The sequence below is a fragment of the Rhizobium sp. CRRU65 genome, from assembly GCF_048551595.1.
GTDB classification, from domain to species: Bacteria; Pseudomonadota; Alphaproteobacteria; order Rhizobiales; family Rhizobiaceae; genus Rhizobium; species Rhizobium leguminosarum_J.
This window is the reverse complement of sequence record NZ_JBLYZH010000019.1, coordinates 44,532-68,789: the sequence shown is the minus strand read 5'-3', so window position 1 is coordinate 68,789 and position 24,258 is coordinate 44,532. Positions and strand designations below refer to the sequence as shown.

The following is a 24,258-nucleotide window of genomic DNA, read 5'->3' as shown; positions in this document are numbered from 1 at the left end:
GATGGCGCGCGTTGCGGTGATCGGCGCCGGCGTCATCGGCGTATCGTCGGCCTATCTTCTGGCCCGGGCGGGGCATGATGTGACACTTATCGATGCGGCAAGCGAGCCCGGCATGGGGGCGAGTGCCGGCAACGCCGCGCAGCTGTCCTGGGCCTACGGTGACGCAATGGCATCACCAGCCCTGCTGAAGCATCTGCCAGCCATTGCGATGGGCCGCGATCCAGCCTTCCGGATCCACTGGCAACTCGATCGGGACTTTCTCTGCTGGGGGCTGAAATTCCTTGCCAATACACCGTTCAGGCGTTGGTGGAACAATACAGAGGAGATCCTGCGCCTTGCCGAGCAATCCCGTCACGAGCTCGCAATCCTGCTTAAGGAAACCGATATCGAATTCGACTATCGTGTCGCCGGAAAACTGCACCTCTATGCCGATCGGCAAAGTTTTTCTGCCGCCGATTCCAGTGTCGCGCGCAAGAATGCCCTCGGCTTCGAACAGCGCCTGCTGACGCGAGTGGAGGCGGAAAACATCGAGCCTGCGCTCGCCGCGTATCAGGGAGAGATTGCCGGGGCCGTTTACACTCCCGGTGATGCCCTCGGCGATGCGGCCGGATTTTGCCGCCAGCTGACCGCCTGGATGATCGAGCGCCGGCAGGTGTCGGTGCTTTTCGGCAGGAGGGTCTCGAGCTTCGTCCAAGCGGGAGGCGTGCTGACGGGGCTGAGGTTCGAAGACCGCGATGAGCTTCACGTCGATGCAGCCATCGTCGCCGCAGGACCGCAGATCCGTTCCCTCATATCCGATTTGCCCGAGGCCCGAGACATACGCCCCATCAGAGGCTACTCGCTCACCGTTCCAAGAACTGGCCTTGCACCAAGTATCAGCCTGACAGACGTCAAGCGAAAGCTTGCCTTTGCAGCCATCGGCGACCGTTTTCGTGCCGCCGGACTGGCAGATATCGAGCGTTCTGGGGCCGGTTTTGATGCCGGACGTTTCGAGACGCTGAGGCTGGCCGCGTCTGTTGTGCTGCCCGACCTTTTCGAGCGTTCGGACGAACTGATGAGATGGTCGGGCGAGAGGCCGATGACGCCGACCTCCAAACCCATTATCGCCGCCTCCCGACACATCAAAGGTCTCTACATCAATGCCGGTCACGGCATGCTGGGTTGGACGCTTGCATTGGGCTCTGCCCGCCGCGTGGTCGATCTCCTCTTTCAATAAGTCGGTGGCTGGCGCCCGGTGCCTACAGTTGCTGACGCTCTTCCACCTGCCGCAGCGTTCCGGCAGAGGCTGCCGAGACTTCGCTCAATTCATACCTCTTCACATCCATCTGATCGTTCCGGATCATAAAATCCGGAACGAAGGGAGTCAGAGCTCATCACCAAATGGAATCCGGAATGCGAGGTTGGTCCTAGCCGAATTTCTCGGTCGTATCGGCCTTGCCGAAGACCCAGTAGCCGGAAGCCTTGATCCAGCCGAGCGGGCAACCTCGTTCCAGCAGGTAGGCGCGGATATCGCGTGTCACCGAGGCTTCCGCCGCGACCCAGATGAAGGTCTCCGGCTGGACATCGACCGTACTCAACAGTTTCAGCAGTGCTGCGGCATCGGTTGCCTGCGAAAGCGGCCGGTGCACCCAGTGGAGGTGCAGCTCGGCTGATGTCTCGAAGGTCTGCTCTTCCAACGGGCCGGTGACGGCTGCGATTGTGGTGACGACGGTTCCGGCGCCGATTTCCTCGATCCGGCGGCCGATCGCCGGCAGTGCTGTTTCGTCGCCGATCAGCAGCCATCGTTTTACGGTCTTCGAGACTACGGCGGAGCCTCTTGGTCCGCCGATCTCGAGCCTGTCGCCCGGGTTGGCGTCGATCGCCCATTTCGTCACCGGACCTGCCTCATGCAAGGCAAAGTCGATAGTCAATCTCCGCTCGGCATTGTCATAGCGGCGCGGCGTGTAGTCACGGCGCTCTTCTCCACCCTCGGCAATGGGAATGAAGATCTTGATGTGGTCGTCAGCACCGAGACTGATGAAATCGGCGAGATCGTCACCTGCCAATACGACCCGGCGCATGCTCGGAGTGATATCGACGACGCTTTCGACTGTCAGTAAGCGCCGCCGCGTGTCGTGGCGAATCCGCTCGATGCCAGGGGTCGATGAAGCTTGATCTTTGAATTGATTGCTATCCATGTGTCCTTCCGGGGCTTCTGAAGCTCGATCCGCAGGACACAGTCGCGCAGATCGAAGCCGCAAAGCCGTTCGATCATACGCGTTGAGTGACGTTAACGCTTACGTGGCCGGGTGACCCGACCATTGACGGCATGATGTAGCCGACGGCGGCGGCATGTGCAACCGCAAGGGAGCTAGCAATGGCGATGATTGCCAAAGTTTAACTTTCCGGTGCCGTTCCGGTTGGGCAATGATCGGCCGATCAGCGGTTATGGAGAAGACAATGGACAGCAGAATCCAGGACGTGCTCGACATCTATCACGCGATGATCGAGACGGAGCATAACAGCCCGCGCGAGCTGCCTCCGGGCGGCCGCGATGGAGGACAGGATCAGCGGTTGCGCGCGGTCGGGCCCGCGACCGGGCAGTTCATCAATATCCTCGCCAAGAGCCTCAAGAGCCCGACCATTCTCGAACTCGGCACCTCCTTCGGTTATTCCGGGATATGGCTGGCGGAAGCCGCGCGCGCTTCCGGCGGGCGGCTGATCACCATGGAAATGCACGACTACAAGTCTGGCTACGCACGAGACATGGCCGTCAAGGCAGGGCTCGCCGAGCATGTGGAATTCAAGGTCGGCGATGCCGTCCAGATGATCGGCGCGCTTTCCTCCGGCATCGACTTCGTGCTGGTGGATCTGTGGAAGGATCTCTACGTTCCCTGCCTCGAAGCCTTCTACCCCAAGCTCAATCCAGGCGCGATCATTGTCGCCGACAACATGCTGCGCCCGGGAGGCGATGATCTCAAACGCTATGGTGAGGCTGTCCGTGCCAAGCCCGGGATATCAAGCGTGCTGCTGCCGGTCGGCAGCGGGCTTGAGGTCAGTCGGTTCGATTGAGGCTGACGTGAGATTAGCGGCCATTTTGTTTTTAGTTGCAGCAAAAAAGATGACACGTTTGAAGCTAATTTCCGACACTTTCCCGATCAAAGCTCCGCCATCGCGAGCTTTGGAGATGTGATGTCGGGCATTCTTATCGCCACCCTGTTGGCAACGGTTTCAGCAAAGATTCCTGCCGGATTTTCCAGCGGTGACCTGCTTTATTCTGATTGCGGCGGCTCCCGGCAGTTTGTCGTCGGATATGTCGCGGGTTGGTTGGACAAGTGGAACCGGGACGAGTATTTGGCCCGCCGTATTTTCACTGAAGTCGTTCCTGCGCCGAAAGCAATGGTGAACTCGGCGTATTTTGCCAACTCCGTTGGGGTAAACGTCTGTGTGCCGGTTGGAACGACCGCGGAAGCAATCGGCAATACGTTGTGTACATTCCTGGAAGAGAATCCCGGCATTCGCGAGGCCACCGGCGACGAGCTGATGACGACGTTGATCGCCTATAAATACCGCTGCCCCGTGCCGTAGGAACGTCAAACTCCCCCCGGCTTGTTGGTTTCGATGAAACGGCTGAGCGAGGTGGCGGCGTTCAGCATGTGGGCGCGCATGCGCCGGGATGCCATCTCGCCGTCGCCTTCGGCGATCGCCTGCATGATTGCCTCGTGTTCGTCCCGGGATCGGCGGAGCCGTTCGCCCTGGCGCAGCTGCGTGCGCCGAAAGGCATTCAGGCGGTTGCGCACGGCGATCGCCTGTTCGGCAAGGAAGCTATTGTGGGTGGCGTGATAGATGGCTTCATGGAATTGGCGGTTGAAGCTGTCATAGGCATCGAAATCGCCGGTCTCGACGATCGACTCTGAGAGGTCGTGCAGTTCGATCAGATGGCTGCGTTCCAGCGGTGTCATGCGGTAGGTGGCGAGCCTGACGCAAATGGCCTCGATCTCGGCCACCGTCTCGAACATCTCCATGATGCGCTCCGGTGTCATACGGGCAACGACGCCGCCGCGCCGGGCGCGAAGCTCGACGAGGCCGCCCGCCGCCAGCTGACGCAGCGCTTCGCGAACCGGCGTGCGGGAGGCGCCGAAGCGATCGGCAAGCTGCTGTTCGTCCAACGCTGCGCCCGCCGCCAGCGTGCCGGTGGCGATCTCGTCCGTCAGGGCGTTGCGAATGCGGTCGGAGAGCAACCCGCGATCATCGCCGTCATCCTCGGTTTCGAAACCACTCGCCATTTCCGTTATCTCCGATCTGTTTCAGCATCGACGGCTCGATCGATTGTGTATGCAAATGCGATTGACGTGCCGCTAGGCGTATACACTGATAGCATCACGAAGGTGTTACGTATTCAATAATTGACTTTATATCAGATGGGAATACATAAATCTCCAGCAAGCAGGCTTCTGCATACACGAAGCCGCTTCCAATACCGATTTGAATACGACGGGAACCGCAACGCGACGAAGGCCAGCGCATCGCGCCGGGCAAAGCGAACTGTTCCGACACGGCATCACAGACCAACCGATTTTGACTTGGCTTCGGTTCTTCGGTCCCGAGCCGACATGCTTTCGATCCTTCAATTCCTGGACGCACAAGGAACCAGATCATGATGATGAACAGACGGACTTTCTCGGCTGCCCTTGTTGCCGGCGCCGCCGCTTCTCTGCTTGCCACCCGCGGCATGGCCGCGACACCCTCTGCCGTTAAGGCGCGCAACGTCGTGCTGGCGCACGGGCTGTTTGCCGACGGCTCGTGCTGGACCGAGGTGATCGCCCGCCTGCAGGCGGCCGGGCTCAACGCCACGGCGGTGCAGAACCCGCTGACGACGTTGCCCGAGGCCGTCGCTGCCGTGAAGCGGGTGCTCGACCGACAGGATGGCCCGACGGTTCTGGTCGGGCATTCGTTTTCCGGCATGATGGTCACCGAGGCCGGCGTGCACCCTGACGTTTCGGCGCTCGTCTATGTCGCGGCGCGGGCGCCGGATGCAGGTGAGGATTATACCGCTCTCGCCAAAACCTTCCCGACGCCGCCGGCGTCCGCCGGCATCGTCTTCGACGCCGACGAAGGTCGGCTGGGCGAGGAAGCATTCCTGCGTGATTTTGCCGGCGACCTGCCGGAGGCGAAGGCCAAAGTGCTTTATGCCGTGCAGCAGCCATTTCAAAAGGCGCTGCTGACCGGCAAGACGACACAGGCTGCCTGGCGTTCGAAGCCGAGCTGGTATGCCGTTTCGACCGAGGATCGGACGATAAATCCCGATCTCGAACGCTTCATGGCCAAGCGCATGGGGGCGAAGACCATTGAAATCCAGGCCAGCCATCTGTCGTTGATCTCCCACTCGGACGAGATCACAAAGCTGATCCTCACGGCGGCGGGGCAGAATACGGACTGATGCCGAGGCCGGAAAGCGGCAGGGCCGTTCGCCGGCTGGTCACCGGCGCAGCGGCCTGAACGCTGCTCGAAGCTCGGCGGAGAAGAGCTCGGGCTGCTCCCAGGCGGCGAAGTGGCCGCCCTTGTCGACCTTGTGGAAATAGATAAGGTTGCGATAGGCGCGACGGGCCCATGTCTCCGGGGCCTGATAGCTCTCCCCAGGAAAGACGGTGATGGCGACCGGAAGCGCGATCTTGGAGGTCTTCTCCCCGGCCGCAAGGACGGGACTGCGCCCGCCGCCATATTCCCAGTAGATCCGGGCCGAGGAAGCGGCGCTGTTGGTCAACCAGTAAAGCGTGATGTCGTCGAGCACCTCGTCGGGAGACTTTTCGGGATCGCTGCTGTCGTAGGTCCAGTGCGTGAAGCCTGGATGACCGAGCGTCCATGCCGCAAGGCCGGCCGGGGAATCCGATATGGCGTAGCCGATCGTCTGCGGTCTCGTGCCCATCATCGTGGCATAGGACCTGTTCCCCATCTTGGCTGCGGCGCTGAGGGCATCGAACGCCGCGCGTTCCTCGGTGGAGAGTCGCTGCGGCGCTGGCCCGCCAGCGGCGAGCACCGCGGCAACTTCGGGCGGCACGACAGCCGGCAGGTTGATGTGGATGCCGAGCAGACCTTGTGGCGCGAGCCGTGCCATCGCGCCGGAGACCGGCGAGCCCCAGTCGCCGCCCTGGGCGACGTAGCTGCTGTAAGCGAGGCGCTTCATCAGTTCTGCCCAGGCCCGCGCGATGCGGTCCGGCCCCCAACCGGTGCCGGTCGGCTTGCCGGAGAAGCCGTAGCCCGGCATCGACGGAATGACCACGTCGAACGCATCTTCGGCGCGTCCGCCATGAGCGGTCGGATCGGTGAGCGGGCCGATGATCTTGAGGTTCTCGAATACCGATCCCGGCCAGCCATGGGTGATGATGACGGGCAGGGCATTCGGATGTTTCGAGTGGACGTGAATGAAGTGGATGTCTAGGCCGTCGATCTCGGTGATGAATTGCGGCAGCGCGTTCAGCTTCGCTTCCGCCTTTCGCCAGTCGTAGCCGGTGCCCCAATAATCGACGAGCGGCTTGATCTTTTCGAGCTGTATGCCCTGCGTCTGGTCGTCGACCGTCTCGCGTTCGGGCCAGCGTGTTGCCAGCACGCGCCGGCGAAGGTCGAGGAGGTCCGCCTCGGGAGTGTCGACGCGAAACGGGCGGATCGCATCTCCCGTGGCAGCCGATGCCGGATAGGACGGAAACAGGCTGGTCGCGCCCACGGCGGCGATCCCGATCGCCGCGGTGGTCAGGAACCTGCGCCGGTCGCGGTTCGGGGATTCCGAGCCGGCACTTGTGAGCATTTTGAAGAGCATGGTCATGGCATTGTCCTTTGAAGCAGACGCCTTGGGCAAGACTTCGATGAGTTCGGCCGTCGTCAGAATAGCATGGGCGTAGGTCGGGCCGTTCGGCTTGTGCGCAGCATGCATCATTAGGTGCGAGAAGGCGGCCGTCGCGTCGCTCGCCAGGGTCGCGAAATAACCGAGTTCCATGACGAAGCGGGCGGTGGATTCGATACAGGTATCCCCGCCGGATCATCTCGATGCGAGGCCGGCCGTATTGCGCAGGTGATCGGGATGCGTGCCGCCGCCCATACTTCTCGCCACCATCGCGACGATGGTTTCGAAGAGTTCGTTCTTTGCCTCGACGGCGGTGATGTCGCCCGACGCGGCGGCATAAGAGAGGGCTTCGGCGGCGCCGAGCATGGCCCAGAGGCCGGCTGCGGCGATCGTGCCGGCACCGGTAAAGGGCGAAAGCGCGATGCGGCATTTCTCGATGAAGGCCGCTTCGTATTCGCGCTTGATCCTTTCGAGTTCCGGCGAGCCGGCAAGTGCTGCGATCACACCGGGGATTTCGCGGCCCTGAAGAAGCACGCAGTCGACATAGGAGGTGGCGATGACTGTGGCCCGGTCGGCGAGCGACGGCTGGCTTGCCGCAAGGGCTGCGTCCATCACAGCCGTCTGGCGGGCGTCGAATTCGCGGTAGAGCGCTGCGAGCAGGCCGGGGCGGGTTTCGAAATGATCATAGACCACGGGTTTCGTTACGCCCGCCAGCTCTGAAAGCCGGCCGAGGGTCAGCGCTTCCGTTCCTTCGTCACGGACGATCTGCCAAGCGACGTCGAGCAACTGGCGATGCCGATCCTGCCGCGACAGGCGGCGGCGCGGTTGCGGATTGGTCGGCTGACCTGTTGTTTCGGCGCTTGACATCGCTATATACCAAAAGTAACTTACTGAAAGTAGCTTACCAAAGGTATACAGCCCGCGACTTCCGTCCGCAATCATTCAACGGGAGTTTTCTGCATGCACGCGCTCATCGTCGTCGCGCATCCCGATCCCCGGTCGCTTACCCATGGCGTTGCTGCGCATCTCGCCGAGGGCATCACTCTTTCCGATGCCGGCCATTCCTTCGAGATCGCCGATCTTGCGGCCGAGGCCTTCGATCCTCGCTTCAGTGCTGCCGATATCGCCCTGCATCTCAGGGAAGGGGTGTTGCCCGCCGATGTTGCCGCCGAGCAGGCAAGAATCGATCGCGCCGATGCGCTGGTGCTCGTCTATCCCGTCTATTGGTGGTCGATGCCGGGGCTGCTCAAGGGATGGATCGACCGGGTCTTCACCAATGGCTGGGCTTACGACTACGGCGCGGATGCTAGGCTGGTGAAGCGGCTTGGCCGACTGCCGGTGCATCTGGTCGGCCTCGGCGGCGCTGATGTCAGGACCTATGCGCGGCACGGTTATTTCGGCGCGATGAAGACGCAAATCGATCATGGGATCTTCGACTATTGCGGCGCCCGGGTCGTGACATCAGAGGTGCTGTTCGAAGCCGGACCGGACCATGCGACCGCTCATCTGGAGGCTGCGCGTGCCGTTGGCCGCAGGCTCTTCGTCACATCCGGGCGATACGAGGCGACTGACGCCGCGTAAAGGTGTCCGAGTGTCGGTAAGGTTTATCGGCTGGCTAAGGCAGAGTCTTGCGCCGCCGGCCTTTTCACGAGACAAGCCTTGGATGACTATTCCGACGACACATCCCTTCGCCTTCGATCCAACCTACGGCATGAAGCTTGACGAGCTTCTTGCGGTCGAGCCGCCCGAAGCCCCTGAGGGTTTCGATGTGTTCTGGAAGGCGCGTTATCTCGAGGCGCTGACGGTCGATCCGCAGCCGGTGCTTTCCCGCAGCCGGATCACCCATCCCGACTGGCATGTGCTCGACCTCGTCTATCTCTCGACCGGCGAGTTCCGGATCGGCGGCTGGCTGCTCCTGCCGCGGGAAGGGCAGGTGCGGCGCGGCCTCGTCGTCGGGCACGGTTACGGCGGGCGGGATGGTCCTGATTTCGATCTACCGGTCAGGGAAACGGCGCTCATATTTCCCTGCTGCCGCGGGCTGTCGCTCAGCGCCCATCCGCCGATCTCCGAGAACCCGTCCTGGCATGTGCTGCACGACATCGACACACCGGAGGCCTATATCATCGGCGGCTGCGTCGAGGATATCTGGCTCGCTGTTTCGACGCTTACGGCACTTTATCCCTGGCTTTCAGGGTATATCGGCTATAGCGGCATCAGCTTTGGCGGCGGTGTCGGAGCAATGGCGATCGCCTACGACGAGCGCATCGATCGCGGCCATCTGGCGCTGCCGAGTTTCGGGCATCAGCCGCTGCGGCTGATGCTGCCGAGCGTCGGCAGTGCGGAATCGGTGCAGGAATATCAGGCTGAACATGGAAACGTGCTGGAAACGCTGCGCTTCTACGATGCGGCGACCGCCGCCAGCCGGATCAAGGTGCCGATGTTGACGGCCGTCGCCCTTTTCGATCCTGCCGTCGCGCCACCCTGCCAGTTCGCTGTCGCGAATGCGATACCAAAATTTAATGAAATCTTCATCCTGGATGCGGGGCATTTCGACTATCCTGGCAGCGCTGAGCAAGAGGCGGTTCTCCGCGACAAGGTGAGACAGTTTTTCAGGGTGCCATGAACCGCGAATATCTGCGCTGGTATAGTCAGCGGCTGCATCGAGACATGGAGATGCTGGTGTTCGGCCATGCCGGCGCCAAGGTGCTGGTCTTTCCGACGCGAGACGGGCGTTTCTTCGAATATGAACAGCTCGGCCTAGTCGCGAGTCTCGCCGACAAGCTGGAAGCTGGCCATCTCCAGCTCTATTGCATCGAGGGCCTGGCGGCAGAGACCTTCTATGGCTTTCACCGTCACCCCGCCGAGCGCATCCGCCGGCATGGTGCCCTTGAGGATTACATTCTCAACGAGGTGCTGCCGCTGATGGCGACGAAAAATCCACATGACTGCACCATCGTGCATGGCTGCAGCCTCGGGGCCTTCCAGGCGGCGAGCCTGTTCTTTCGCCATCCGCATCTCTTTCGCAAGCTCGTCGTCTTTTCCGGCCGTTACGACCTGACGACGAAGGTGGAATCCTTCGGCGACCTGTTCGACGGCTATTACGATGACAGCGTCTATTTCCACACGCCGGCGCATTTTCTTCCAGGGCTCGGCAGCGACTGGCGGCTCGACAGGCTGCGTGAGCGCGACATCGTTCTCACCATCGGCGACGCCGACCCTTTCCTCGACAACAACCGATATCTCAGTCGGCTGCTCGGCGAAAAGAATATCGGCCATCAGCTGCATGTCTGGGATGGACGCGCCCACCGCGCCGGCGCCTGGCGGAAGATGGCAACGCTTTATATTTGACGGGGCGCCATTATGGCCAATGCAGCGCCGCCGTCGCCACCGGCGCGTCCCAGAGGGCGATCTCCTCGTCGCTCAGCAAAGCAAGGGTGACGGACAGTCCCTGCATGTCGAGCGAGGTGACATAGGTTCCGACCAACGAACGCTCGATCGGAATGCCGCTTTGCTCGATAAAGCGGCGGGCGCCGTTATAGGCGAGGTAGAGTTCGGCCGGCGGCGTGCCGCCGAGGCCGTTGACGAAGAGCAGTGCGCGGGTACCCGGCGCCACCGCGATATCGCCGGCGATGGTTTCGCAGAGATGGCCGATGATGGCGTCGGAGGCGGCGAAGGGCTGCCTGGCATGGCCGGGTTCTCCATGGATGCCGACGCCCATTTCCATGTCGCCCGGCCCAAGCGAAAATGTCGTGCGCTCGGTCTGCGGCACCGTCACGCCGTTCAGCGCGACACCCATCGAGCGGATGCGGGTGTTCAATCCCTCGCCAAGCTGCTTCAATTCGGCAAGCGACATGCCGCGTTCGGCCGCAGCACCCAAGAGTTTTTCGACGATCAGCGTTCCGGCAACGCCGCGCCGGCCATTGCCTTCGCCGGACCTTGATGTCTCGATATCGTCGCTGACGACGACCATGTCGATGTTGTGGCGGTCGCCGGCCATCTCGATCGCCATTTCGAAATTCATCAGATCGCCGTCGTAATTCTTGACCACGAGCAGGCAGCCGGCGCCGGTATCGGCCTCTTCGATCGCAGCGATGATCTGACTCGGTGTCGGAGAGGTGAAGATATGGCCGACGCAGGCGGCATCCAGCATGCCGTGGCCGACGAAGCCGATATGCATCGGCTCATGGCCGGCGCCGCCGCCAGATATAAGCGCCACCTTGCCAGGGGTGAGATGGCGGCGGCGGATGCATCTGCGCTCAGGCCCGAACACCACCAAGGCCTCATGGGCGCGCACGAAGCCTTCGACGCTTTCGGCGACCATGGTTTCCGCAGTGTTCATGAACTTCTTCATCAAGCCCCTCCCAAGGCCAAAAGCATTACGTTACGTCAACCCGCTCACTACTCACTGCTCACTCGCCCCTGAAATCGCGACGATCTTCTGCACCAGATCGGAGATCGCCTCTTCCAATAGGCGGTTTTTCCTGTCGTCGCCGAAGTCGGGCACCATCAGCGAAAGGTGCCGCAATTTCTCGGAATGGCCGAGGTCCGGCAGCTTGCCGGGATGGGCGGCCTGATAGGCTTCGAGAAAGCGCTCCTGTTCGGCGGCGCTAAAATGGCAGACGCGGACGATGGTGGCGAGATGGCGCGCCGGCAGCGGCGTTGCATAGGTCGGGCTGGTGATCTGGGTGACGAAGCTGCGATGTTTTCCAAGCGCCGTCGCCAGGCGCTGGCGCGTGCCGGATGGCCTGTTGTCGATGATCTGCGCCAGAATGGACTTGTAGGCGATAATGGCGTCTTCGGTGTCTTCGCGCGCCATTCTACTCTCCGGCAGCCTTTGTGCCATCGGCGTTGAGGCCGATGATCGCCGATCTTATCGCGGGACGCCGGGCCGGCGCCACGGAAAAATGCCTAAGACCGGCGGCGAGCAGGCCGGGCAGATAGTGCGGATTGCCGGCCATGTCGCCGCAGATGCTGACTGGCTTGCCGGCGGTCAGCTTCACCGCCTGGGCAAGCAGCCGGAGCACGGCGGGTGCAGCCTTGCCGGCATCGGCGTCGATATCGTCGCGGGCGGAGGCGGCAAGATATTGGGTGAGGTCGTTGGTTCCGAACGAGAAGAATGCCGCCGCCCCGAAGGCGTCGAGCATCAAAGCGGCAGCCGGCACCTCCACCATCATGCCGATCGGCGGCATTCGGTGGTGCAGGGCGCGGCGGCCGAGCTTTTCGGCTTCCTCCCGGAAGATGTCGCGCATCCTGTCGATTTCGTCGGGAAAGGTCACCATCGGCAGCATTACGGACAGCCTACCGAAGACGGCGGCGCGCAGCAGGGCGCGGGCTTGGACGCGGGCGATTTCCGGCCGGGCAAGCAGCAGTCGGATGCCGCGTAGGCCCGAGGCAAGAGCCGGCAGATCTTCCAGGCCGGGGAGCGGCTTGTCGCCGCCGATATCGAGCATGCGGATCGTTACCGGCCTGTCGCCTGCCTGCTCCAGTACGCGGCGATAGATCGCCAACTGCTGTTCCTCATTGGCGGCATCGGCCACTGAGGTTATCGAAAATTCCGAGCGCATCAGGCCGACGCCTGCCGTTGCCGGATCGAGCGCATCGATCTCGGCGGGATCGTTGATGTTGATCGAGAGCAGGATCGGCACGCCGTCCGCCGTGCGCAACTCGCCGCCGGTGGTTTGCGTGTCGCCGGCGGGTTCTTGTGCAGGCGCGAGCGGCGGGATCAGCATGCTGCCCGCCTGCAGGATGACCGCACCGGCGTTGCCATCCACGCTGACAGGATCTCCGTCTGCGGCTGAAAAGCGGCCTGTGCCGATCACCATCGGCACCGATTTCGCCCGGGCGAGCAGGGCGACATGGCCGGCGGTGCTGCCTGCGAACAGCGCGATGCCGCCGCCTTTCGACCAGTCATGGGCGAGAAAGCGGCTCGGCTCCATGTCCTTGCCGACGAAGACCGAGCCGGGCGGGAAATCGGCAATCGGGGTGCCGGCGAGCGCGCCGAGCACGCGGTTCTTGATGTCGAGAATATCGACGGCGCGTGCCCGCATCTGCTCTTCATCGGCCGCTTCGAGTTCGCCGATATAGGCGTCGAGGGTGGCGACCCAGGCAAAGACGACATTCTCGTCGGCTTCCAGGCGTGCGCCGGTCGCTTCCGCGATCGTCGGATCGCGCAGCACCTCGATCTGGAAATCGATGATATCCCGGCTTTCGGCGTCGGCTCCATCGGCAAGGTGCTCGAGTTCGCTGATCGAGATGTCGATCGCCTTCTCCAGCGCGCCGTATCCCCCGACGGCTCGGGACGCAGGGGCGGTGTCCGGCTGCTCGGCAGCGGAAGGAGCCTTCGGCTCCTCCGCGAGAAAGGCCGGGCCGGATGCGATGCCCGGGGATGCGCTCTTGGCTTTCAGTCTAAGCGGTTCGGCCATGTTTCTTTTCCTCATCGAAGTTGCGCTCGATGAGTTCCTTCAGGGCGCGGATCGCCTCTTCGGCGAGAATGCCGTCGGCCCGTATTCTAAGGATCGACCCTTTTCGGATTCGCGCGCCCATGATCTTGATGATGCTCTTGCCGTTCAGCCAGACATCGCTGCCGTTGACGGCGATCTCGATCGAACAGGGGAAGGACTTGGCAAGCCGCGTGAAGGTGACGGAGGGGCGGGCATGCAGCCCGACGCCGTGCTTGACTTCTACCTCCGTCTGGCAATTCACATGCAATGGATCGGGCTCCTGTTTTTCACTACGCAATCCTGTTGTCATCAGGGGGACAGTTCCTCGGCTGTGGCGACGACCTTGGCCAGCGAAGCGCCCCCCGACGCCTCGGCGGCGGCGATGACGGCGCCTTCAACCAAAGGCGCGTTGCAGATGGAGACGAGGGCTGCGCGGGGAAGGCCCAGCATTTCGATCGCCATCTCGCTGTTCGTTTCAGCACCGCCGAGATCGACGAAGACGGCGACGCCGGCATCGGACCAAGCGGCCTCGATCGCCCTGAGGATACCGCCGGCATCGGTGCCGAGTTCGCCATGGACATTGCCGCCCGACCAGGCGAGCGGCACGCTGTCGCCCACCATCTGTCGCACCATATCGGCGATCCCCCTTGCCACCAGCGGCGAGTGGGAGACGATCACGATACCCACATTTGCGGTCTTTCCATTCATTGCGGGCGGTGCTCCCCGAGATAGCGGCAGATCGCCGTGGTCAGTAGCGCGCAGCTCGACGCGCCGGGATCGACATGGCCGATCGAACGGTCGCCGAGATAGGCCGCGCGCCCGCGCATCGCCTTCATGTCAGCCGTGCGGCTGGCGGAACGTTCGGCCTTGCGGGCGACGTCACCGAGCGGAGACCGCTTCGCCAGCGCGGCATGGACGGGATAGAGCACGTCGAGCAGGGTCTTGTCGCCGGCATGCGCACGCCCGCGTCTGGCGACGGCATCGATCGCCTGTTTCAGCACCAGGGAAAAATCGGCCTTCTCGTCGTTTTTGCGAAGCTCGCGGCCGATCTCCATCAGCAGCGTGCCGTAGAGTGGCCCGGCGGCACCGCCGACATTCATCACCAGCGTCAGGCCGATCTTTTCCATGGCGTCGGGGAAGGGCAGGCTGGACAGGCTTTCGCCTTCGGCGCTCACCGCCTCGCAGCCGCGCCGCATGTTGGTTCCGTGATCGCCATCGCCGATGGCGCGATCGAGCGCGCAGAGATGATCGGTGTTTGCCGCGATCGTCGCGCGGCACACCTCGATCAACCCTGCCACAAGCACCGGTTCCGCCTGCACTGTCATCCTCCCTGTCGCCGCGCCTCCCGCGGGCTTTCAAGCGTCTCTTTGGTCAGGCGAGGCTTGCCGCCACGCCAAACGCGCCGGCAACCGCGACGGCGCCGGGATCGGCGACACCTGCCAGATCCCTTTCGCCGACATAAGAGGCGCGTCCGGCTCTCGCCTTCATCATCGTCTTCGTCGACTCCGCACCTGCGGCAGCAGCCCTGGCCGCCGCCGCGACATCGCCGGATGCGAGCGCCTGCAGGGCAGGCGACAGCGCATCGACCATCGTCCGGTCGCCGACTTCGGCTCCGCCATAGAACGTCATCCTGTCGAGCCCGGCAATAAGGGCTGCTGATATATCGGCCTTGTCGGCCATCGCCTTTGCTGCGGCGGTGAAGAAGATCGACAGCAGCACGCCGCTCGATCCGCCCATGCTGGTGCCCAGGATATCGCCGAGCGAGGCAAGCGTTGCCGCCGGCCGGTCGAGCGGCAGCGTGTCGAGGCGAGCCAGCACGCTGCGGGCGCCCGTCGCCACCGTCGAGCCGGTATCGCCATCGCCGACGCGGCCATCCAGCCGGTTGAGTTCGCTTTCCTGCGAGATCAGATGTTCGCAGAGTGCCGTGATCAGGCGCCGGTTGTGGGCGTCATCTCCAGCTGCGCCGTTCGCGCCGTTCAAGGCGGCCGATGTTCTCGGTGCGGCGATGACCCTGATCTCGTGGCGTTCGACGGCCGGCATCCAGGCATGCGGCTCGACCGCTGCCGTCAGCGCGGCCTCACGCACGGCGTCCAGCCGGATCAGCGACAGCGAGAAGCCGTTCATGTTGAGCGCGGTCATCATCGGCGCCGGGCCAATGATCAGCCGGACGCGGCGGCCAAGCGGCGAGGACAGCACGGCATTGGCGATGACGGTCATTTCGAGCGGCGGCACGGCGCCGAGATTGTTGATGAGGAGCGCGTGGTTTCCGCCCTCGCGTAGCGTCGGGGTTAGGCGCGCCACCATGGTGGAGACGATATCGGCAACCGGCTGCAAAGCGATGCGCTCGACGCCCGGCTCGCCATGGATGCCGAGGCCGAGTTCGCCTTCGTTCTCGCCGAGACGATCTTCGTGCGACTGGCCGGGCACGCTGCAGGTGGAGAGCGACATGCCGAGCGAGACGATGTCGCCGGCCGCAGCCGCGGCATGGGCTGCGACCGTCTTCAGGTCCTCGCCCCTTTCGGCGTGATAGCCCGATATCTTGTGGACGAACAGCGTGCCGGCGACGCCGCGCGGCTGGTTGATGCCGGGGATGGCGATATCGTCGGCGACGATGACCATCTCGACGTCGAAGCCCTCGGCGCGCGCCTTTTCGGCGGCGAGGCCGAAATTCAGCCGGTCGCCAGTGTAGTTCTTGACGATCAGCAGGGCGCCCTTTTCGCCGGTCACGGCGCGGATCGCCGTCAGCACGGCATCGACGCTCGGCGAGGCGAAAATCTCGCCGGATACGGCAGCCGTCAGCATGCCCCTACCGACGAAGCCGGCATGGGAGGGCTCATGGCCGGCGCCGCCGCCTGAGATGATCGCCACCTTCGACTTGTCCCAGTCCGCACGCAGGATCACCTTGATGTCGGGAAAGCTGTCGAGGCGGGCAAGACGACCCTTGCTGCTCGTCAGAAGCAGACCGTCCAAGGCTTCGGTGACGATGTTTTCCCTGCGGTTGAAGAAGTGTTTCATCGATTGAGACCCGTCTGTTTGTTTTTCATGCCATCATCAAGTCTGTTTGCCGGTCAGGACAGGCGCTGTCCAGCCACATCGAAATAAAGCGGATCACGTAGCGTCAGGCTGATCCGGTCGCCCGGCGCAATCGCCAGATATGGATCCGCAAGTGTGACGAGCTTGTGTTCCCGCGCGGCCTGCCTGGGATCGCGGACCCTGATGTGCAGATGGTTCTGGTCGCCCAGATGTTCGATCCAGTCGATCTCGGCGTTGGCATCTTTGCCGACGACGATATCAAGATGTTCGGTGCGGGCGCCGACGGTTTTCGTGCCGGCCGGCGGCTGACCGCCCGGGAGCAGGTCCGCCGGCAGAAGGTTGATATGCGGCTGGCCGAGGCGGGCGGCGACATGCAGGTTGGCGGGATTGCCGTAGATTTCGCGCGGTGTTCCTACTTGCATCAGCCGTCCCTCGGCAACGATGCCGATGCGGTCGGCCATGGTCATGGCTTCCACCTGGTCGTGGGTGACATAGAGCAGCGTCGAGCCCAGTTCCTTCTGGATACGCTTGAGCTCCAGGCGCAGTTCGGCGCGCAGCTTGGCGTCGAGCGAGGACAGCGGCTCGTCCATAAGATAGATCGCCGGCCGGCGCACCAGCGCCCGGCCGATCGCGACACGCTGCATCTCGCCGCCGGAAAGCCTGGTAGAGCGGTTCTCCAGCTTGTGGTCGATCCGGACCATGCGCGCGACTTCGCGCACGCGCCGGTCGATCTCCGCAGTGCTGAGTTTGCGGACCGGCGCCTTCAGCGGGAAAGCGAGGTTCTCGTAAACCGTCATATGCGGATAGAGCGAATATTGCTGGAAGACGAAGGCGACGTCGCGTTCGGCGGGCGCTTCGGCGGCGACATTGCGGCCGCCGATCTCGATGCCACCGCTGTCGGGCTTTTCGAGGCCGGCGATCAGCCGCAGCGTCGTGGTCTTGCCGGCGCCTGTGGGACCGAGCAGCACGACGAACTCGCCGTCGCGGATCGAAAGATCGAGGTCGGCCAAAGCCTGGGTGTCGCCGAAGCGCTTGGCGAGGTTCCTGAGGACGACATCAGCCATGCCGGGTCTCCTGATAGAGCGAGGACGGTACGGCACGGCCCGATGTGCAGTCGAAGAGCGCGAGTTTCGCCGGGTTGAATTCGAGGCCGACCCTTTCGCCGATCTGGAAGCTGCGATTGGCGGCAACGCGGGCCTTGATCAGGCCGCCCTGGGTTTCCACAGCCACGACCTGGTTAGTGCCGAGATATTCGCTGCCATAGACGGCACCGCGCAGCGCCGAGGCGTCGCTGAAGCGGATATGCTCCGGCCGGACGCCGAGCGCCAGTTGGCTTTCGGCCATGTCCTGGTGGATCTCAGGAACGGCGACATCGACGCCGTCGAGCAGGATCGACTTGTCGCCGCTTTTCAGGCCCGAGGTGAAGCGCATGAAGTTCATCGGCGGCGAGCCGATGAAATCGGCGACATACATGGTCGCCGGCTTGGCATAGATCTCCTGCGGCGTGCCGAACTGCTCGATGACGCCATGGTTCATGACGGCGATCTTGTCGGCCATCGCCATCGCCTCGTGCTGGTCGTGGGTGACGTAGACGGTGGTGGCATGGATGCGGTTGTGCAGTTCTCGCAGCTCGTGGACCATGATCTCGCGGAACTCGGCATCGAGCGTGCCGAGCGGCTCGTCCATCAGGAAGCATTTCGGGCGCCGGACGATGGCGCGGCCGAGCGCCACGCGCTGCCGGTCGCCGCCGGCAAGGCCCGAGACCGAGCGGTTGAGAATATGGTCGATCTGCAGCAGGCGGGCGGTCTCTTCGACGCGTTGACGGATTTCGGCTTTGGGCATGCCCTGCGACAGCAGCGGGAAGCCGATATTCTTACGCACGTTCATATGCGGGTAGAGCGCGAAGAGTTGGAAGACGAAGGCGATGTCGCGGGCGCTGGCGCGGTTGAAGGTGACGTCTTCGCCGTCGAGATAGATCTTGCCGCTGCTCGGCAGCTCGAGGCCGGCGATCATGCGAAGCGTCGTCGTCTTGCCGCAGCCTGATGGACCGAGCAGTGCCAGGAACTCACCGTCATGGACGGTGAAGCTCGAATCCTCGACGGCGACGAAGCTGCCGAACTCCTTGCGGAGATTTTCGATCCGGATATCCGCCATGGTTCACTCCGGGAATTTCGAGACGATGATGAACATGACGGTGCCTGCAAGCAGGGTGACCAGCGAATAGGTGTAGAGCACCAGCAGGAAGGGCTGGAACAGCATCAGGAAGCCGAGCCCGATCAACACGGTGGCGATGGTCTCCATCGGGCCGCGGCGCAGGAAGAACGACCGTTTCGGACGGGCAGGGGTGCGTGTTTCGATCAGGTGGCTCATTTGCGGACGGCTCCGAAGGTGATGCCGCGCAGCAGCTGTTTGCGCAGGAGAATGGTGAAGACCAGGATCGGAATCAGGAAGATCGTCGTGCCGGCGGCAACCGCCGGCCAGTCCTGACCGCCTTCGCCGATGATCGTCGGGATGAAGGGCGGCGCGGTCTGCGCCTCGCCCGAGGTTAGAAGGGCGGCGAAGGCATATTCGTTCCAGGCGAAGATCAGGCAGAAAATTGCGGTGGCGGCAATTCCTGTGGTCGCCTGCGGCAGCACGACCTTGCGGAAAGCCTGCAGGCGGGTATAGCCGTCGATCATCGCCGCTTCCTCATATTCGCGCGGGATTTCGTCGATGAAACCCTTGAGCAGCCAGACGGCGAGCGAGACGTTGACGGCGGTGTAGAGCAGGATCATGCCGAGCGCCGTGTCCGAAAGGCCGAGCTCGCGATACATCAGGTAGATCGGGATGGCGACGGCGATCGGCGGCATCATGCGCGTCGACAGGATGAAGAACATCAGGTCGTCGGCGAGCGGGATCTTGAAGCGGGAAAAGCCATAGGCGGCGAGCGTGCCGAGGAAGACCGCGAGGAAGGTGGAGCCGAAGGCGATCACCAGCGAATTGATGAAGCGCGGCAGGAAGTTTGACGGGCCTGCTATCACCATGTTGCGCTTGCGCGTCACCTCATCGCAGGTGCCGACCGGTGCCGGCAGCGAGGCGATATAATCAGGTGTCTGCCGCGTGCGCGTGGTGAACAGATTGCAATAACCTTCGAGCGATGGCGAAAAGACGATCTTCGGGGGATAGCTGATCGAATCCGGCGGCGACTTGATGCTGGTCAGGAAGATCCAGACGAGCGGGATGAGGGTGATTAGCGCGTAGAGGACGACGATGGTGCCGGCGATGCGCTTGCTGGACAGGCTCGGTACGACAACCGAATGGGCTGAGTTGGCGGCGCTCATCGTTGCTTCACCTTGTTCAATGCCTTGACGTAGATGTTAGCGAGGCCGAACACCGCGACGAAGAGGATGATGGCGAAAGCCGAGGCCCGGCCGGTCGCCCAGCTTTCGAAGGCGGCGCGTTTCAGCGTGATCGAGGCGACCTCAGTGACCGAGCCCGGCCCGCCGCCGGTGAGCAGCGTCACCATGTCGAACATCTTGAAATTCTCGATGCCGCGGAAGAGTACGGCGAGCATGATGAAGGGCAGGGCCATCGGCACGGTGATCGACCAGAACTGGCGCCATGGCGAGGCGCGGTCGACCTCGGCCGCCTCATAGATATAGTCGGGGATCGAGCGCAGCCCGGCTAGGCAGATCAGCATCACATAGGGCGTCCACATCCAGGTATCGACGATGATAATCGCCCAGGGCGCCAGCGAGACATTGCCGAGCATCTGGATATCCGACGTCGGGATGCCAGACACCATCGACACGGCATAGGCGAAGAGGCCGATCTGCGGCTCGTAGAGGAAGCGCCAGAAATTGCCGACGACGGCGGGCGACAGCATCATCGGGATCAGGATGATCGTCGTCCAGAAGGCATGGCCGCGAAACTTGCGGTCGATCAGGTAGGCGAGCGTGAAGCCGATCACCGTCTGCAATACGATCGTCCAGAAGACGAAATGCGCGGTAGTCTGCATCGCTTGCCAGATATCGGGGTCGTTCAGAACGCGCTGGTAATTTCCAAGGCCGACGCCCAGGACCGGCGCATTCGGCCGGTTGGCGCGGTAATTGGTAAAGGAGAGATAGACCGCCCAAAGCAGTGGGAAGATATTGATCGCCAAGAGCAGGGTGATGGCAGGCGCAATAAACAGCCAGGCGATCGCCCTGTCGGAGAGGCCGCGGACGCGCCGGGCGACCGAGGAGGGCGTTGCCCTCGCAGTCGCATCGGCTGCCTTCTCGACGATGGAGGAATGGGAAATGGTCAAGTCTTCACCTGGTATTTTTGGGGTACGGGGTCTATTAGGATATGAGAGATCTGGCGGCCCGGCTCGTCTGCCGATCCGGGCCGCCATCCTGTCGAGGATGGCACGCATCAGGGATGACACGCGTCAGATCTTGCCGTCGTCCTTGAAGACGTCGCTCCAGTCTTTCACCAGACCGTCGAGCGCTTCCTTGGCAGTGCCGTTGCCGGCGACCACGTAATTATGGACGCGCTTCTGCATGGCCTGCAGCAGCGAGGCGTAGCTCGGCTCGGCCCAGAAATCCTTGACGATCGCCATCGAGTCCAGGAAGGCCTGGGCATAGGGCTGGCTCTTGGCAAAGCCTGGCGCATTGACGACGGAGTTCAGGCAGGAAAAACCGCCGAGTTCCCACCATTTGGCCTGTACATCGGGCTGTGCGAACCACTTGATGTATTGCAGGGCGGCATCGCGTTTGTCGGAATAGGAGACCACCGAGATGCCCTGGCCGCCGAGCTGGGCGAAATGCGCCTTTTCAGCCGGATTGGGGAAGAAGCCGATCCTGTCGCCGCCGACCTTCTCGTCCTTGTAAAGGCCGGGCCAAGTGAAGGCGAAGTTCATCTGCATGGCGACCTGGCCGGATTTGAAGGCGTCGGCGGATTCGACCATGTAGACGTTGGAGCTGCCGGGCGGGGTGCAGCAATCATAGAGCGACTTGTAGAATTCGAGGCCCTTGACCGCGTCGGCCGAGTTGACGAAGCCTTCCATGTCATAGGGCTTCTTCGGGTTCTCGTACTGGAAGCCCCAGTCGTAGAGCACGTTGGTGACGCCCATGGTGATGCCTTCGGAGCCGCGCTCGGTATAGATCGAGGCGCCGTAGACGGTCTTGCCGTCGATCTCACGCTTCTGGAAGAACTCGGCGATCTGCTTCAGTTCGTCGTAGGTCTTCGGCGCTGCGAGATCGTGGCCGTATTTCTCCTTGAATTCCTTCTGCAGTTCCGGCTTCTCGAACCAGTCCTTGCGGTAGGTCCAGCCGACGACGTCGCCCATGGCGGGCAGCGCCCAGTAGTTCGGGGTGTTCTTCGGCCATTCCGAGTAGCCGACGACCGTCGCCGGCACGAAGTCATCCATCTTGATGCCTTCCTTGTCGAAGAAGTCGTTGAGCTTGACGTAATGGCCGTTCTCTGCCGAGCCGCCGATCCACTGGCTGTCGCCGATGATCAGGTCGCAGAGCTTGCCGTGCGAATTCAGCTCGTTGAGGAAGCGATCGGCATAACTCGTCCAGGGAACGAATTCGAACTTCATCTGCGTGCCGGTCTTGGCGGTGAAATCCTTCGAGAGCTCGACCAGCGCATTGGCGGGGTCCCATGCGGCCCAGCACAGGGTCAGTTCATCGGCTTTGGCGAGATTGGGCAATGCCGACGACATGACAAATGCCGTGGCCAGCCCGAAAAGGGCTTTCGATGTTTTCTGCATAAGTTCCTCCCAGAACTAAGGGCCGGCTCCCCGCCGGCGTCGCATGTTCACCCACTTCAGAGAATGCTCACATGAACTCCTCAATCATCATGTTTAGCAATATGTTTAGTGATATCTATTTTTATAAACATTGCAAGCGCCAATCGTTGCTGCGATGCGACAGGTGTCGCGCCACCTGGGCGGATAGTTTTGGGGGCCGATCTTTTCCGGCGGATCGCGAAAAATTCTTTGGCGAGCGTACCGATGCAGCGACATCTGGCCTCGCTGCGACATGGATCACACGGTATGGACTGCGCGCCGCTCCTGTTTTTCCCCGGAGCGGATCAAGCTTGGCCTCGCTTCGGCGGGGCCTTTTTCTTGAATCCTTTCTTGGGATTGATAGTGGCCAGCTATCCGGCTGCATCGGGAATATTCCTGCGTAGTGCGAGATTTAGCCTTTCCGGCCGGATGCAACGGGCGTATTCAGCCAGTGCGCGGCTTTCCAAGTCCGCGCACCTCCGCGCGTCAGATCTTCGATCGGCTTCCTTCCCGTTTCCCTGCCGCGTCATCCGGAATTTTTATTGGCAGATCGATGACCACGGCTGAGACGAGCGAGAATGGGCAAGAGGCGGCGAGCGGCCGCCAGGCGAAGATCGTGGCGCTGGTCGTTGCCGTTTCCTTCTTCATGCAGATCCTCGACGGCACGATCGTTACCACCTCGTTGCCGCAGATGGCGGCAAGTTTCGGCGTGCAGCCGGTGTCGATGAGCATCGGCATCACCGTTTACATGCTGACGATGGCGGCTTTCATTCCGCTGTCCGGCTGGCTTGGCGATCGGTTCGGCGCACGCCGCATCTTCCTGATGTCGATCGCTGTCTTTACCGGCGCCTCGCTGTTTTGCGGGCTGTCCGGCAGCCTTGCGGAATTTGTGCTGTGGCGCGCCGTCCAGGGGGCGGGCAGTGCGCTGATGACGCCGGTCGGGCGCATCATCGTACTGAAAAATGCCCGCAAGTCGGAACTCGTCCAGGCGATCGCGCTGATCACCTGGCCGGCACTGACGGCGCCGGTGATCGGCCCGGTGCTCGGCGGCTTCATCACCACCTATGCCAGCTGGCACTGGAACTTCCTCATCAACATCCCGATCGGCATTCTCGGCATCGCGCTGGTGCTGCGTTTCGTGCCGGAGCAGCGCGAGACCAATCCGGGCCGGCTGGATCTCCTGGGCTTCGTCCTCAGCGCTGCGGGACTGACCTTTCTGCTCGCCGCGCTCGAACTCTCGGTCAAATGGGACGGCGGGCTTTTGCCCGTCTTATCAATGCTGGCGGCGGGCATCGTACTGTCTGTCATGGCGACGCGGCATTTCCTTGCCGTCGACAATCCGCTGCTCGACCTTTCTGCCTTCCGCATCCAGACCTTCTCGATGTCGACGCTGTCGGCGGGCACGGCCTGCCGGATGGCCATCAATGCGACGCCGTTCCTGCTGCCTCTGCTGTTCCAGCTCGGCTTCGGCCTCAGCTCGATTGCCGCCGGCACCTATCTGCTCGTCTATTTCCTCGGCAATTTCAGCATGAAGGCGGTGACGACGCCGCTGCTGCGCTTCTTCGGCTTTCGCACAGTGCTTGGGGTCAACGGGCTGATCGCCGCGCTTTCGATCGTCTGCTGCGGTTTCCTCTCGCCGCAGACGCCGCCATTTTTCATCCACGCGCTGCTTTTCCTTGCCGGCCTGTCGCGCTCGATGGAATTCACCGCTTTGAACACGTTGGCCTTCGCCGATATCGGCCCGGCGCAGCGAAGCTCGGCCTCGACGCTGTCGAGCATGCTGCAGCAGGTATCGATGCTGCTCGGCGTGGCGGTGGCGGCGGCCGTGCTCAACATCGGCTCGGCTCTCAGGGGCGCCGACAATCCGGTTCTTGCCGATTTCCGCTGGGCTTTCGTCGTGGTCGGCGCGATCGGCGTCGTCTCGTCGCTGCGCTTCCTGCAATTGCCGGCGGAGGCGGGGGCCGAAGTATCCGGCCATCGGAAATTCCAGAAAAGTTAGCTTGCTGCGGAACCAATCGGGCCGCTCGGCGTTTATGCATCTCATTTCAGGTTCTTCGTTTCCCCATCTCCTTCAACGGCTTCCATGGGATCCTCCCCAGGCCAGGGTCATGTTCTGAAAATGCCGGATTCCCGACATCCTTCTTCCGCGCCGCCTGCAACAAGAGCGAGGGATAACCGCTGTTTACCCCGGGCGGTCAATACAATACGACATTGCC

25 protein-coding genes are annotated in these 24,258 nt (G+C 62.5%); 8 read left to right on the top strand and 17 right to left on the bottom strand.

The genetic code is table 11. The annotated features are described in order from the left end of the window. Nucleotide 1 precedes the first annotated feature (1 nt). A complete protein-coding gene (locus ACM5SV_RS30335; protein ID WP_221962026.1) occupies nt 2-1,216 on the top strand; it encodes an FAD-dependent oxidoreductase in 1,215 nt (404 codons plus the stop codon). A 190-nt stretch (nt 1,217-1,406) separates the two neighbouring features. Here the strand turns inward: ACM5SV_RS30335 and ACM5SV_RS30330 are convergent, their stop codons facing one another. Next, nucleotides 1,407-2,177 (bottom strand): siderophore-interacting protein, encoded by a 771-nt coding sequence (locus tag ACM5SV_RS30330; RefSeq protein ID WP_222014975.1) that lies wholly within the window; start codon nt 2,175-2,177, stop codon nt 1,407-1,409. 262 nt (nt 2,178-2,439) lie between these two features. On the opposite strand from ACM5SV_RS30330, the gene ACM5SV_RS30325 reads away from it, so the two are divergent. Continuing rightward, entirely contained in the window at nt 2,440-3,051 is a 612-nt protein-coding gene (locus tag ACM5SV_RS30325; RefSeq protein ID WP_012757905.1) for an O-methyltransferase, read from the top strand. A 120-nt stretch (nt 3,052-3,171) separates the two neighbouring features. Then, on the top strand, nt 3,172-3,567 hold the full coding sequence (locus tag ACM5SV_RS30320; protein ID WP_003540671.1) for a hypothetical protein: 396 nt from the start codon (nt 3,172-3,174) through the stop codon (nt 3,565-3,567). Between the two features lie 5 nt (nt 3,568-3,572). Here ACM5SV_RS30320 and ACM5SV_RS30315 read toward each other — a convergent pair whose 3' ends face one another. Next, on the bottom strand, nt 3,573-4,265 hold the full coding sequence (locus ACM5SV_RS30315; protein WP_012757904.1) for a GntR family transcriptional regulator: 693 nt from the start codon (nt 4,263-4,265) through the stop codon (nt 3,573-3,575). 371 nt (nt 4,266-4,636) lie between these two features. On the opposite strand from ACM5SV_RS30315, the gene ACM5SV_RS30310 reads away from it, so the two are divergent. Then, nucleotides 4,637-5,419 carry an alpha/beta fold hydrolase gene (locus ACM5SV_RS30310; protein ID WP_222014974.1) on the top strand — a complete coding sequence of 261 codons (783 nt, stop codon included), beginning with the start codon at nt 4,637-4,639 and terminating at the stop codon, nt 5,417-5,419. A 39-nt stretch (nt 5,420-5,458) separates the two neighbouring features. Here the strand turns inward: ACM5SV_RS30310 and ACM5SV_RS30305 are convergent, their stop codons facing one another. Together ACM5SV_RS30305 and ACM5SV_RS30300 are read right to left on the bottom strand one after the other, a co-directional pair. Next, nucleotides 5,459-6,970: an epoxide hydrolase family protein gene (locus ACM5SV_RS30305; RefSeq protein WP_012757902.1), complete on the bottom strand. Its 1,512-nt coding sequence runs from the start codon at nt 6,968-6,970 to the stop codon at nt 5,459-5,461. Between the two features lie 42 nt (nt 6,971-7,012). Further along, entirely contained in the window at nt 7,013-7,684 is a 672-nt protein-coding gene (locus ACM5SV_RS30300) for a TetR/AcrR family transcriptional regulator (RefSeq protein WP_012757901.1), read from the bottom strand. 93 nt (nt 7,685-7,777) lie between these two features. Between ACM5SV_RS30300 and ACM5SV_RS30295 the strand changes: the two genes are divergently transcribed. The 3 genes from ACM5SV_RS30295 to ACM5SV_RS30285 all read left to right on the top strand — a co-directional run bounded on the left by ACM5SV_RS30295 (nt 7,778) and on the right by ACM5SV_RS30285 (nt 10,165). After that, the gene (locus ACM5SV_RS30295; RefSeq protein ID WP_012757900.1) at nt 7,778-8,398 is read left to right on the top strand and encodes an NAD(P)H-dependent oxidoreductase; all 621 of its coding nucleotides are present in this window, start codon (nt 7,778-7,780) and stop codon (nt 8,396-8,398) included. Nucleotides 8,399-8,480: 82 nt separating this feature from the next. Further along, entirely contained in the window at nt 8,481-9,440 is a 960-nt protein-coding gene (locus tag ACM5SV_RS30290) for an acetylxylan esterase (RefSeq protein ID WP_012757899.1), read from the top strand. Beyond that, nucleotides 9,437-10,165, top strand: a complete 729-nt coding sequence (locus ACM5SV_RS30285; RefSeq protein ID WP_222014973.1) for an esterase family protein — start codon at nt 9,437-9,439, stop codon at nt 10,163-10,165. The genes ACM5SV_RS30290 and ACM5SV_RS30285 overlap by 4 nt, the downstream gene beginning before the upstream one ends. Nucleotides 10,166-10,175: 10 nt before the next feature. Here the strand turns inward: ACM5SV_RS30285 and ACM5SV_RS30280 are convergent, their stop codons facing one another. The 13 genes from ACM5SV_RS30280 to ACM5SV_RS30220 form a co-directional block, all read right to left on the bottom strand. Continuing rightward, on the bottom strand, nt 10,176-11,168 hold the full coding sequence (locus tag ACM5SV_RS30280) for a dihydroxyacetone kinase subunit DhaK (RefSeq protein ID WP_029870646.1): 993 nt from the start codon (nt 11,166-11,168) through the stop codon (nt 10,176-10,178). A gap of 51 nt (nt 11,169-11,219) precedes the next feature. Beyond that, nucleotides 11,220-11,633: a hypothetical protein gene (locus ACM5SV_RS30275; RefSeq protein WP_011652427.1), complete on the bottom strand. Its 414-nt coding sequence runs from the start codon at nt 11,631-11,633 to the stop codon at nt 11,220-11,222. A 1-nt stretch (nt 11,634) separates the two neighbouring features. After that, nucleotides 11,635-13,239 (bottom strand): putative PEP-binding protein, encoded by a 1,605-nt coding sequence (locus ACM5SV_RS30270; RefSeq protein ID WP_029870647.1) that lies wholly within the window; start codon nt 13,237-13,239, stop codon nt 11,635-11,637. After that, the gene (locus ACM5SV_RS30265; protein WP_017994418.1) at nt 13,223-13,567 is read right to left on the bottom strand and encodes an HPr family phosphocarrier protein; all 345 of its coding nucleotides are present in this window, start codon (nt 13,565-13,567) and stop codon (nt 13,223-13,225) included. The genes ACM5SV_RS30270 and ACM5SV_RS30265 overlap by 17 nt, the downstream gene beginning before the upstream one ends. Then, nucleotides 13,567-13,965: a dihydroxyacetone kinase phosphoryl donor subunit DhaM gene (dhaM, locus tag ACM5SV_RS30260; protein ID WP_003540653.1), complete on the bottom strand. Its 399-nt coding sequence runs from the start codon at nt 13,963-13,965 to the stop codon at nt 13,567-13,569. Before dhaM ends, ACM5SV_RS30265 begins: the two co-directional genes overlap by 1 nt. Next, nucleotides 13,962-14,582: a dihydroxyacetone kinase subunit DhaL gene (dhaL, locus tag ACM5SV_RS30255; protein ID WP_113545865.1), complete on the bottom strand. Its 621-nt coding sequence runs from the start codon at nt 14,580-14,582 to the stop codon at nt 13,962-13,964. The genes dhaM and dhaL overlap by 4 nt, the downstream gene beginning before the upstream one ends. A gap of 46 nt (nt 14,583-14,628) precedes the next feature. Beyond that, nucleotides 14,629-16,272 carry a dihydroxyacetone kinase subunit DhaK gene (locus tag ACM5SV_RS30250; RefSeq protein ID WP_168251385.1) on the bottom strand — a complete coding sequence of 548 codons (1,644 nt, stop codon included), beginning with the start codon at nt 16,270-16,272 and terminating at the stop codon, nt 14,629-14,631. A 53-nt stretch (nt 16,273-16,325) separates the two neighbouring features. Continuing rightward, on the bottom strand, nt 16,326-17,354 hold the full coding sequence (locus ACM5SV_RS30245) for an ABC transporter ATP-binding protein (RefSeq protein ID WP_029870650.1): 1,029 nt from the start codon (nt 17,352-17,354) through the stop codon (nt 16,326-16,328). Then, complete coding sequence (locus ACM5SV_RS30240) at nt 17,347-18,444, bottom strand: ABC transporter ATP-binding protein (protein ID WP_221969566.1); 1,098 nt, start codon at nt 18,442-18,444, stop codon at nt 17,347-17,349. Before ACM5SV_RS30240 ends, ACM5SV_RS30245 begins: the two co-directional genes overlap by 8 nt. Before the next feature lie 3 nt (nt 18,445-18,447). Further along, on the bottom strand, nt 18,448-18,660 hold the full coding sequence (locus ACM5SV_RS30235; RefSeq protein WP_012757891.1) for a hypothetical protein: 213 nt from the start codon (nt 18,658-18,660) through the stop codon (nt 18,448-18,450). Further along, nucleotides 18,657-19,610 carry a carbohydrate ABC transporter permease gene (locus tag ACM5SV_RS30230; protein ID WP_012757890.1) on the bottom strand — a complete coding sequence of 318 codons (954 nt, stop codon included), beginning with the start codon at nt 19,608-19,610 and terminating at the stop codon, nt 18,657-18,659. The genes ACM5SV_RS30235 and ACM5SV_RS30230 overlap by 4 nt, the downstream gene beginning before the upstream one ends. Next, nucleotides 19,607-20,575 carry a carbohydrate ABC transporter permease gene (locus ACM5SV_RS30225; RefSeq protein ID WP_012757889.1) on the bottom strand — a complete coding sequence of 323 codons (969 nt, stop codon included), beginning with the start codon at nt 20,573-20,575 and terminating at the stop codon, nt 19,607-19,609. Before ACM5SV_RS30225 ends, ACM5SV_RS30230 begins: the two co-directional genes overlap by 4 nt. Before the next feature lie 123 nt (nt 20,576-20,698). Beyond that, nucleotides 20,699-22,024 (bottom strand): ABC transporter substrate-binding protein, encoded by a 1,326-nt coding sequence (locus tag ACM5SV_RS30220; protein ID WP_011652417.1) that lies wholly within the window; start codon nt 22,022-22,024, stop codon nt 20,699-20,701. A gap of 571 nt (nt 22,025-22,595) precedes the next feature. On the opposite strand from ACM5SV_RS30220, the gene ACM5SV_RS30215 reads away from it, so the two are divergent. Next, nucleotides 22,596-24,041, top strand: a complete 1,446-nt coding sequence (locus ACM5SV_RS30215) for an MFS transporter (RefSeq protein WP_222014972.1) — start codon at nt 22,596-22,598, stop codon at nt 24,039-24,041. Nucleotides 24,042-24,258: the final 217 nt, after the last annotated feature.

Coding starts and splice junctions, on each gene's coding strand:
- ACM5SV_RS30335 (WP_221962026.1), top strand. CDS start 2: ATGGCGCGCGTTGCGGTGATCGGCGCCGGCGTCATCGGCGTATCGTCG.
- ACM5SV_RS30330 (WP_222014975.1), bottom strand. CDS start 2,177: ATGGATAGCAATCAATTCAAAGATCAAGCTTCATCGACCCCTGGCATC.
- ACM5SV_RS30325 (WP_012757905.1), top strand. CDS start 2,440: ATGGACAGCAGAATCCAGGACGTGCTCGACATCTATCACGCGATGATC.
- ACM5SV_RS30320 (WP_003540671.1), top strand. CDS start 3,172: ATGTCGGGCATTCTTATCGCCACCCTGTTGGCAACGGTTTCAGCAAAG.
- ACM5SV_RS30315 (WP_012757904.1), bottom strand. CDS start 4,265: ATGGCGAGTGGTTTCGAAACCGAGGATGACGGCGATGATCGCGGGTTG.
- ACM5SV_RS30310 (WP_222014974.1), top strand. CDS start 4,637: ATGATGATGAACAGACGGACTTTCTCGGCTGCCCTTGTTGCCGGCGCC.
- ACM5SV_RS30305 (WP_012757902.1), bottom strand. CDS start 6,970: ATGGAACTCGGTTATTTCGCGACCCTGGCGAGCGACGCGACGGCCGCC.
- ACM5SV_RS30300 (WP_012757901.1), bottom strand. CDS start 7,684: ATGTCAAGCGCCGAAACAACAGGTCAGCCGACCAATCCGCAACCGCGC.
- ACM5SV_RS30295 (WP_012757900.1), top strand. CDS start 7,778: ATGCACGCGCTCATCGTCGTCGCGCATCCCGATCCCCGGTCGCTTACC.
- ACM5SV_RS30290 (WP_012757899.1), top strand. CDS start 8,481: ATGACTATTCCGACGACACATCCCTTCGCCTTCGATCCAACCTACGGC.
- ACM5SV_RS30285 (WP_222014973.1), top strand. CDS start 9,437: ATGAACCGCGAATATCTGCGCTGGTATAGTCAGCGGCTGCATCGAGAC.
- ACM5SV_RS30280 (WP_029870646.1), bottom strand. CDS start 11,168: ATGAAGAAGTTCATGAACACTGCGGAAACCATGGTCGCCGAAAGCGTC.
- ACM5SV_RS30275 (WP_011652427.1), bottom strand. CDS start 11,633: ATGGCGCGCGAAGACACCGAAGACGCCATTATCGCCTACAAGTCCATT.
- ACM5SV_RS30270 (WP_029870647.1), bottom strand. CDS start 13,239: ATGGCCGAACCGCTTAGACTGAAAGCCAAGAGCGCATCCCCGGGCATC.
- ACM5SV_RS30265 (WP_017994418.1), bottom strand. CDS start 13,567: ATGACAACAGGATTGCGTAGTGAAAAACAGGAGCCCGATCCATTGCAT.
- dhaM (WP_003540653.1), bottom strand. CDS start 13,965: ATGAATGGAAAGACCGCAAATGTGGGTATCGTGATCGTCTCCCACTCG.
- dhaL (WP_113545865.1), bottom strand. CDS start 14,582: ATGACAGTGCAGGCGGAACCGGTGCTTGTGGCAGGGTTGATCGAGGTG.
- ACM5SV_RS30250 (WP_168251385.1), bottom strand. CDS start 16,272: ATGAAACACTTCTTCAACCGCAGGGAAAACATCGTCACCGAAGCCTTG.
- ACM5SV_RS30245 (WP_029870650.1), bottom strand. CDS start 17,354: ATGGCTGATGTCGTCCTCAGGAACCTCGCCAAGCGCTTCGGCGACACC.
- ACM5SV_RS30240 (WP_221969566.1), bottom strand. CDS start 18,444: ATGGCGGATATCCGGATCGAAAATCTCCGCAAGGAGTTCGGCAGCTTC.
- ACM5SV_RS30235 (WP_012757891.1), bottom strand. CDS start 18,660: ATGAGCCACCTGATCGAAACACGCACCCCTGCCCGTCCGAAACGGTCG.
- ACM5SV_RS30230 (WP_012757890.1), bottom strand. CDS start 19,610: ATGAGCGCCGCCAACTCAGCCCATTCGGTTGTCGTACCGAGCCTGTCC.
- ACM5SV_RS30220 (WP_011652417.1), bottom strand. CDS start 22,024: ATGCAGAAAACATCGAAAGCCCTTTTCGGGCTGGCCACGGCATTTGTC.
- ACM5SV_RS30215 (WP_222014972.1), top strand. CDS start 22,596: ATGACCACGGCTGAGACGAGCGAGAATGGGCAAGAGGCGGCGAGCGGC.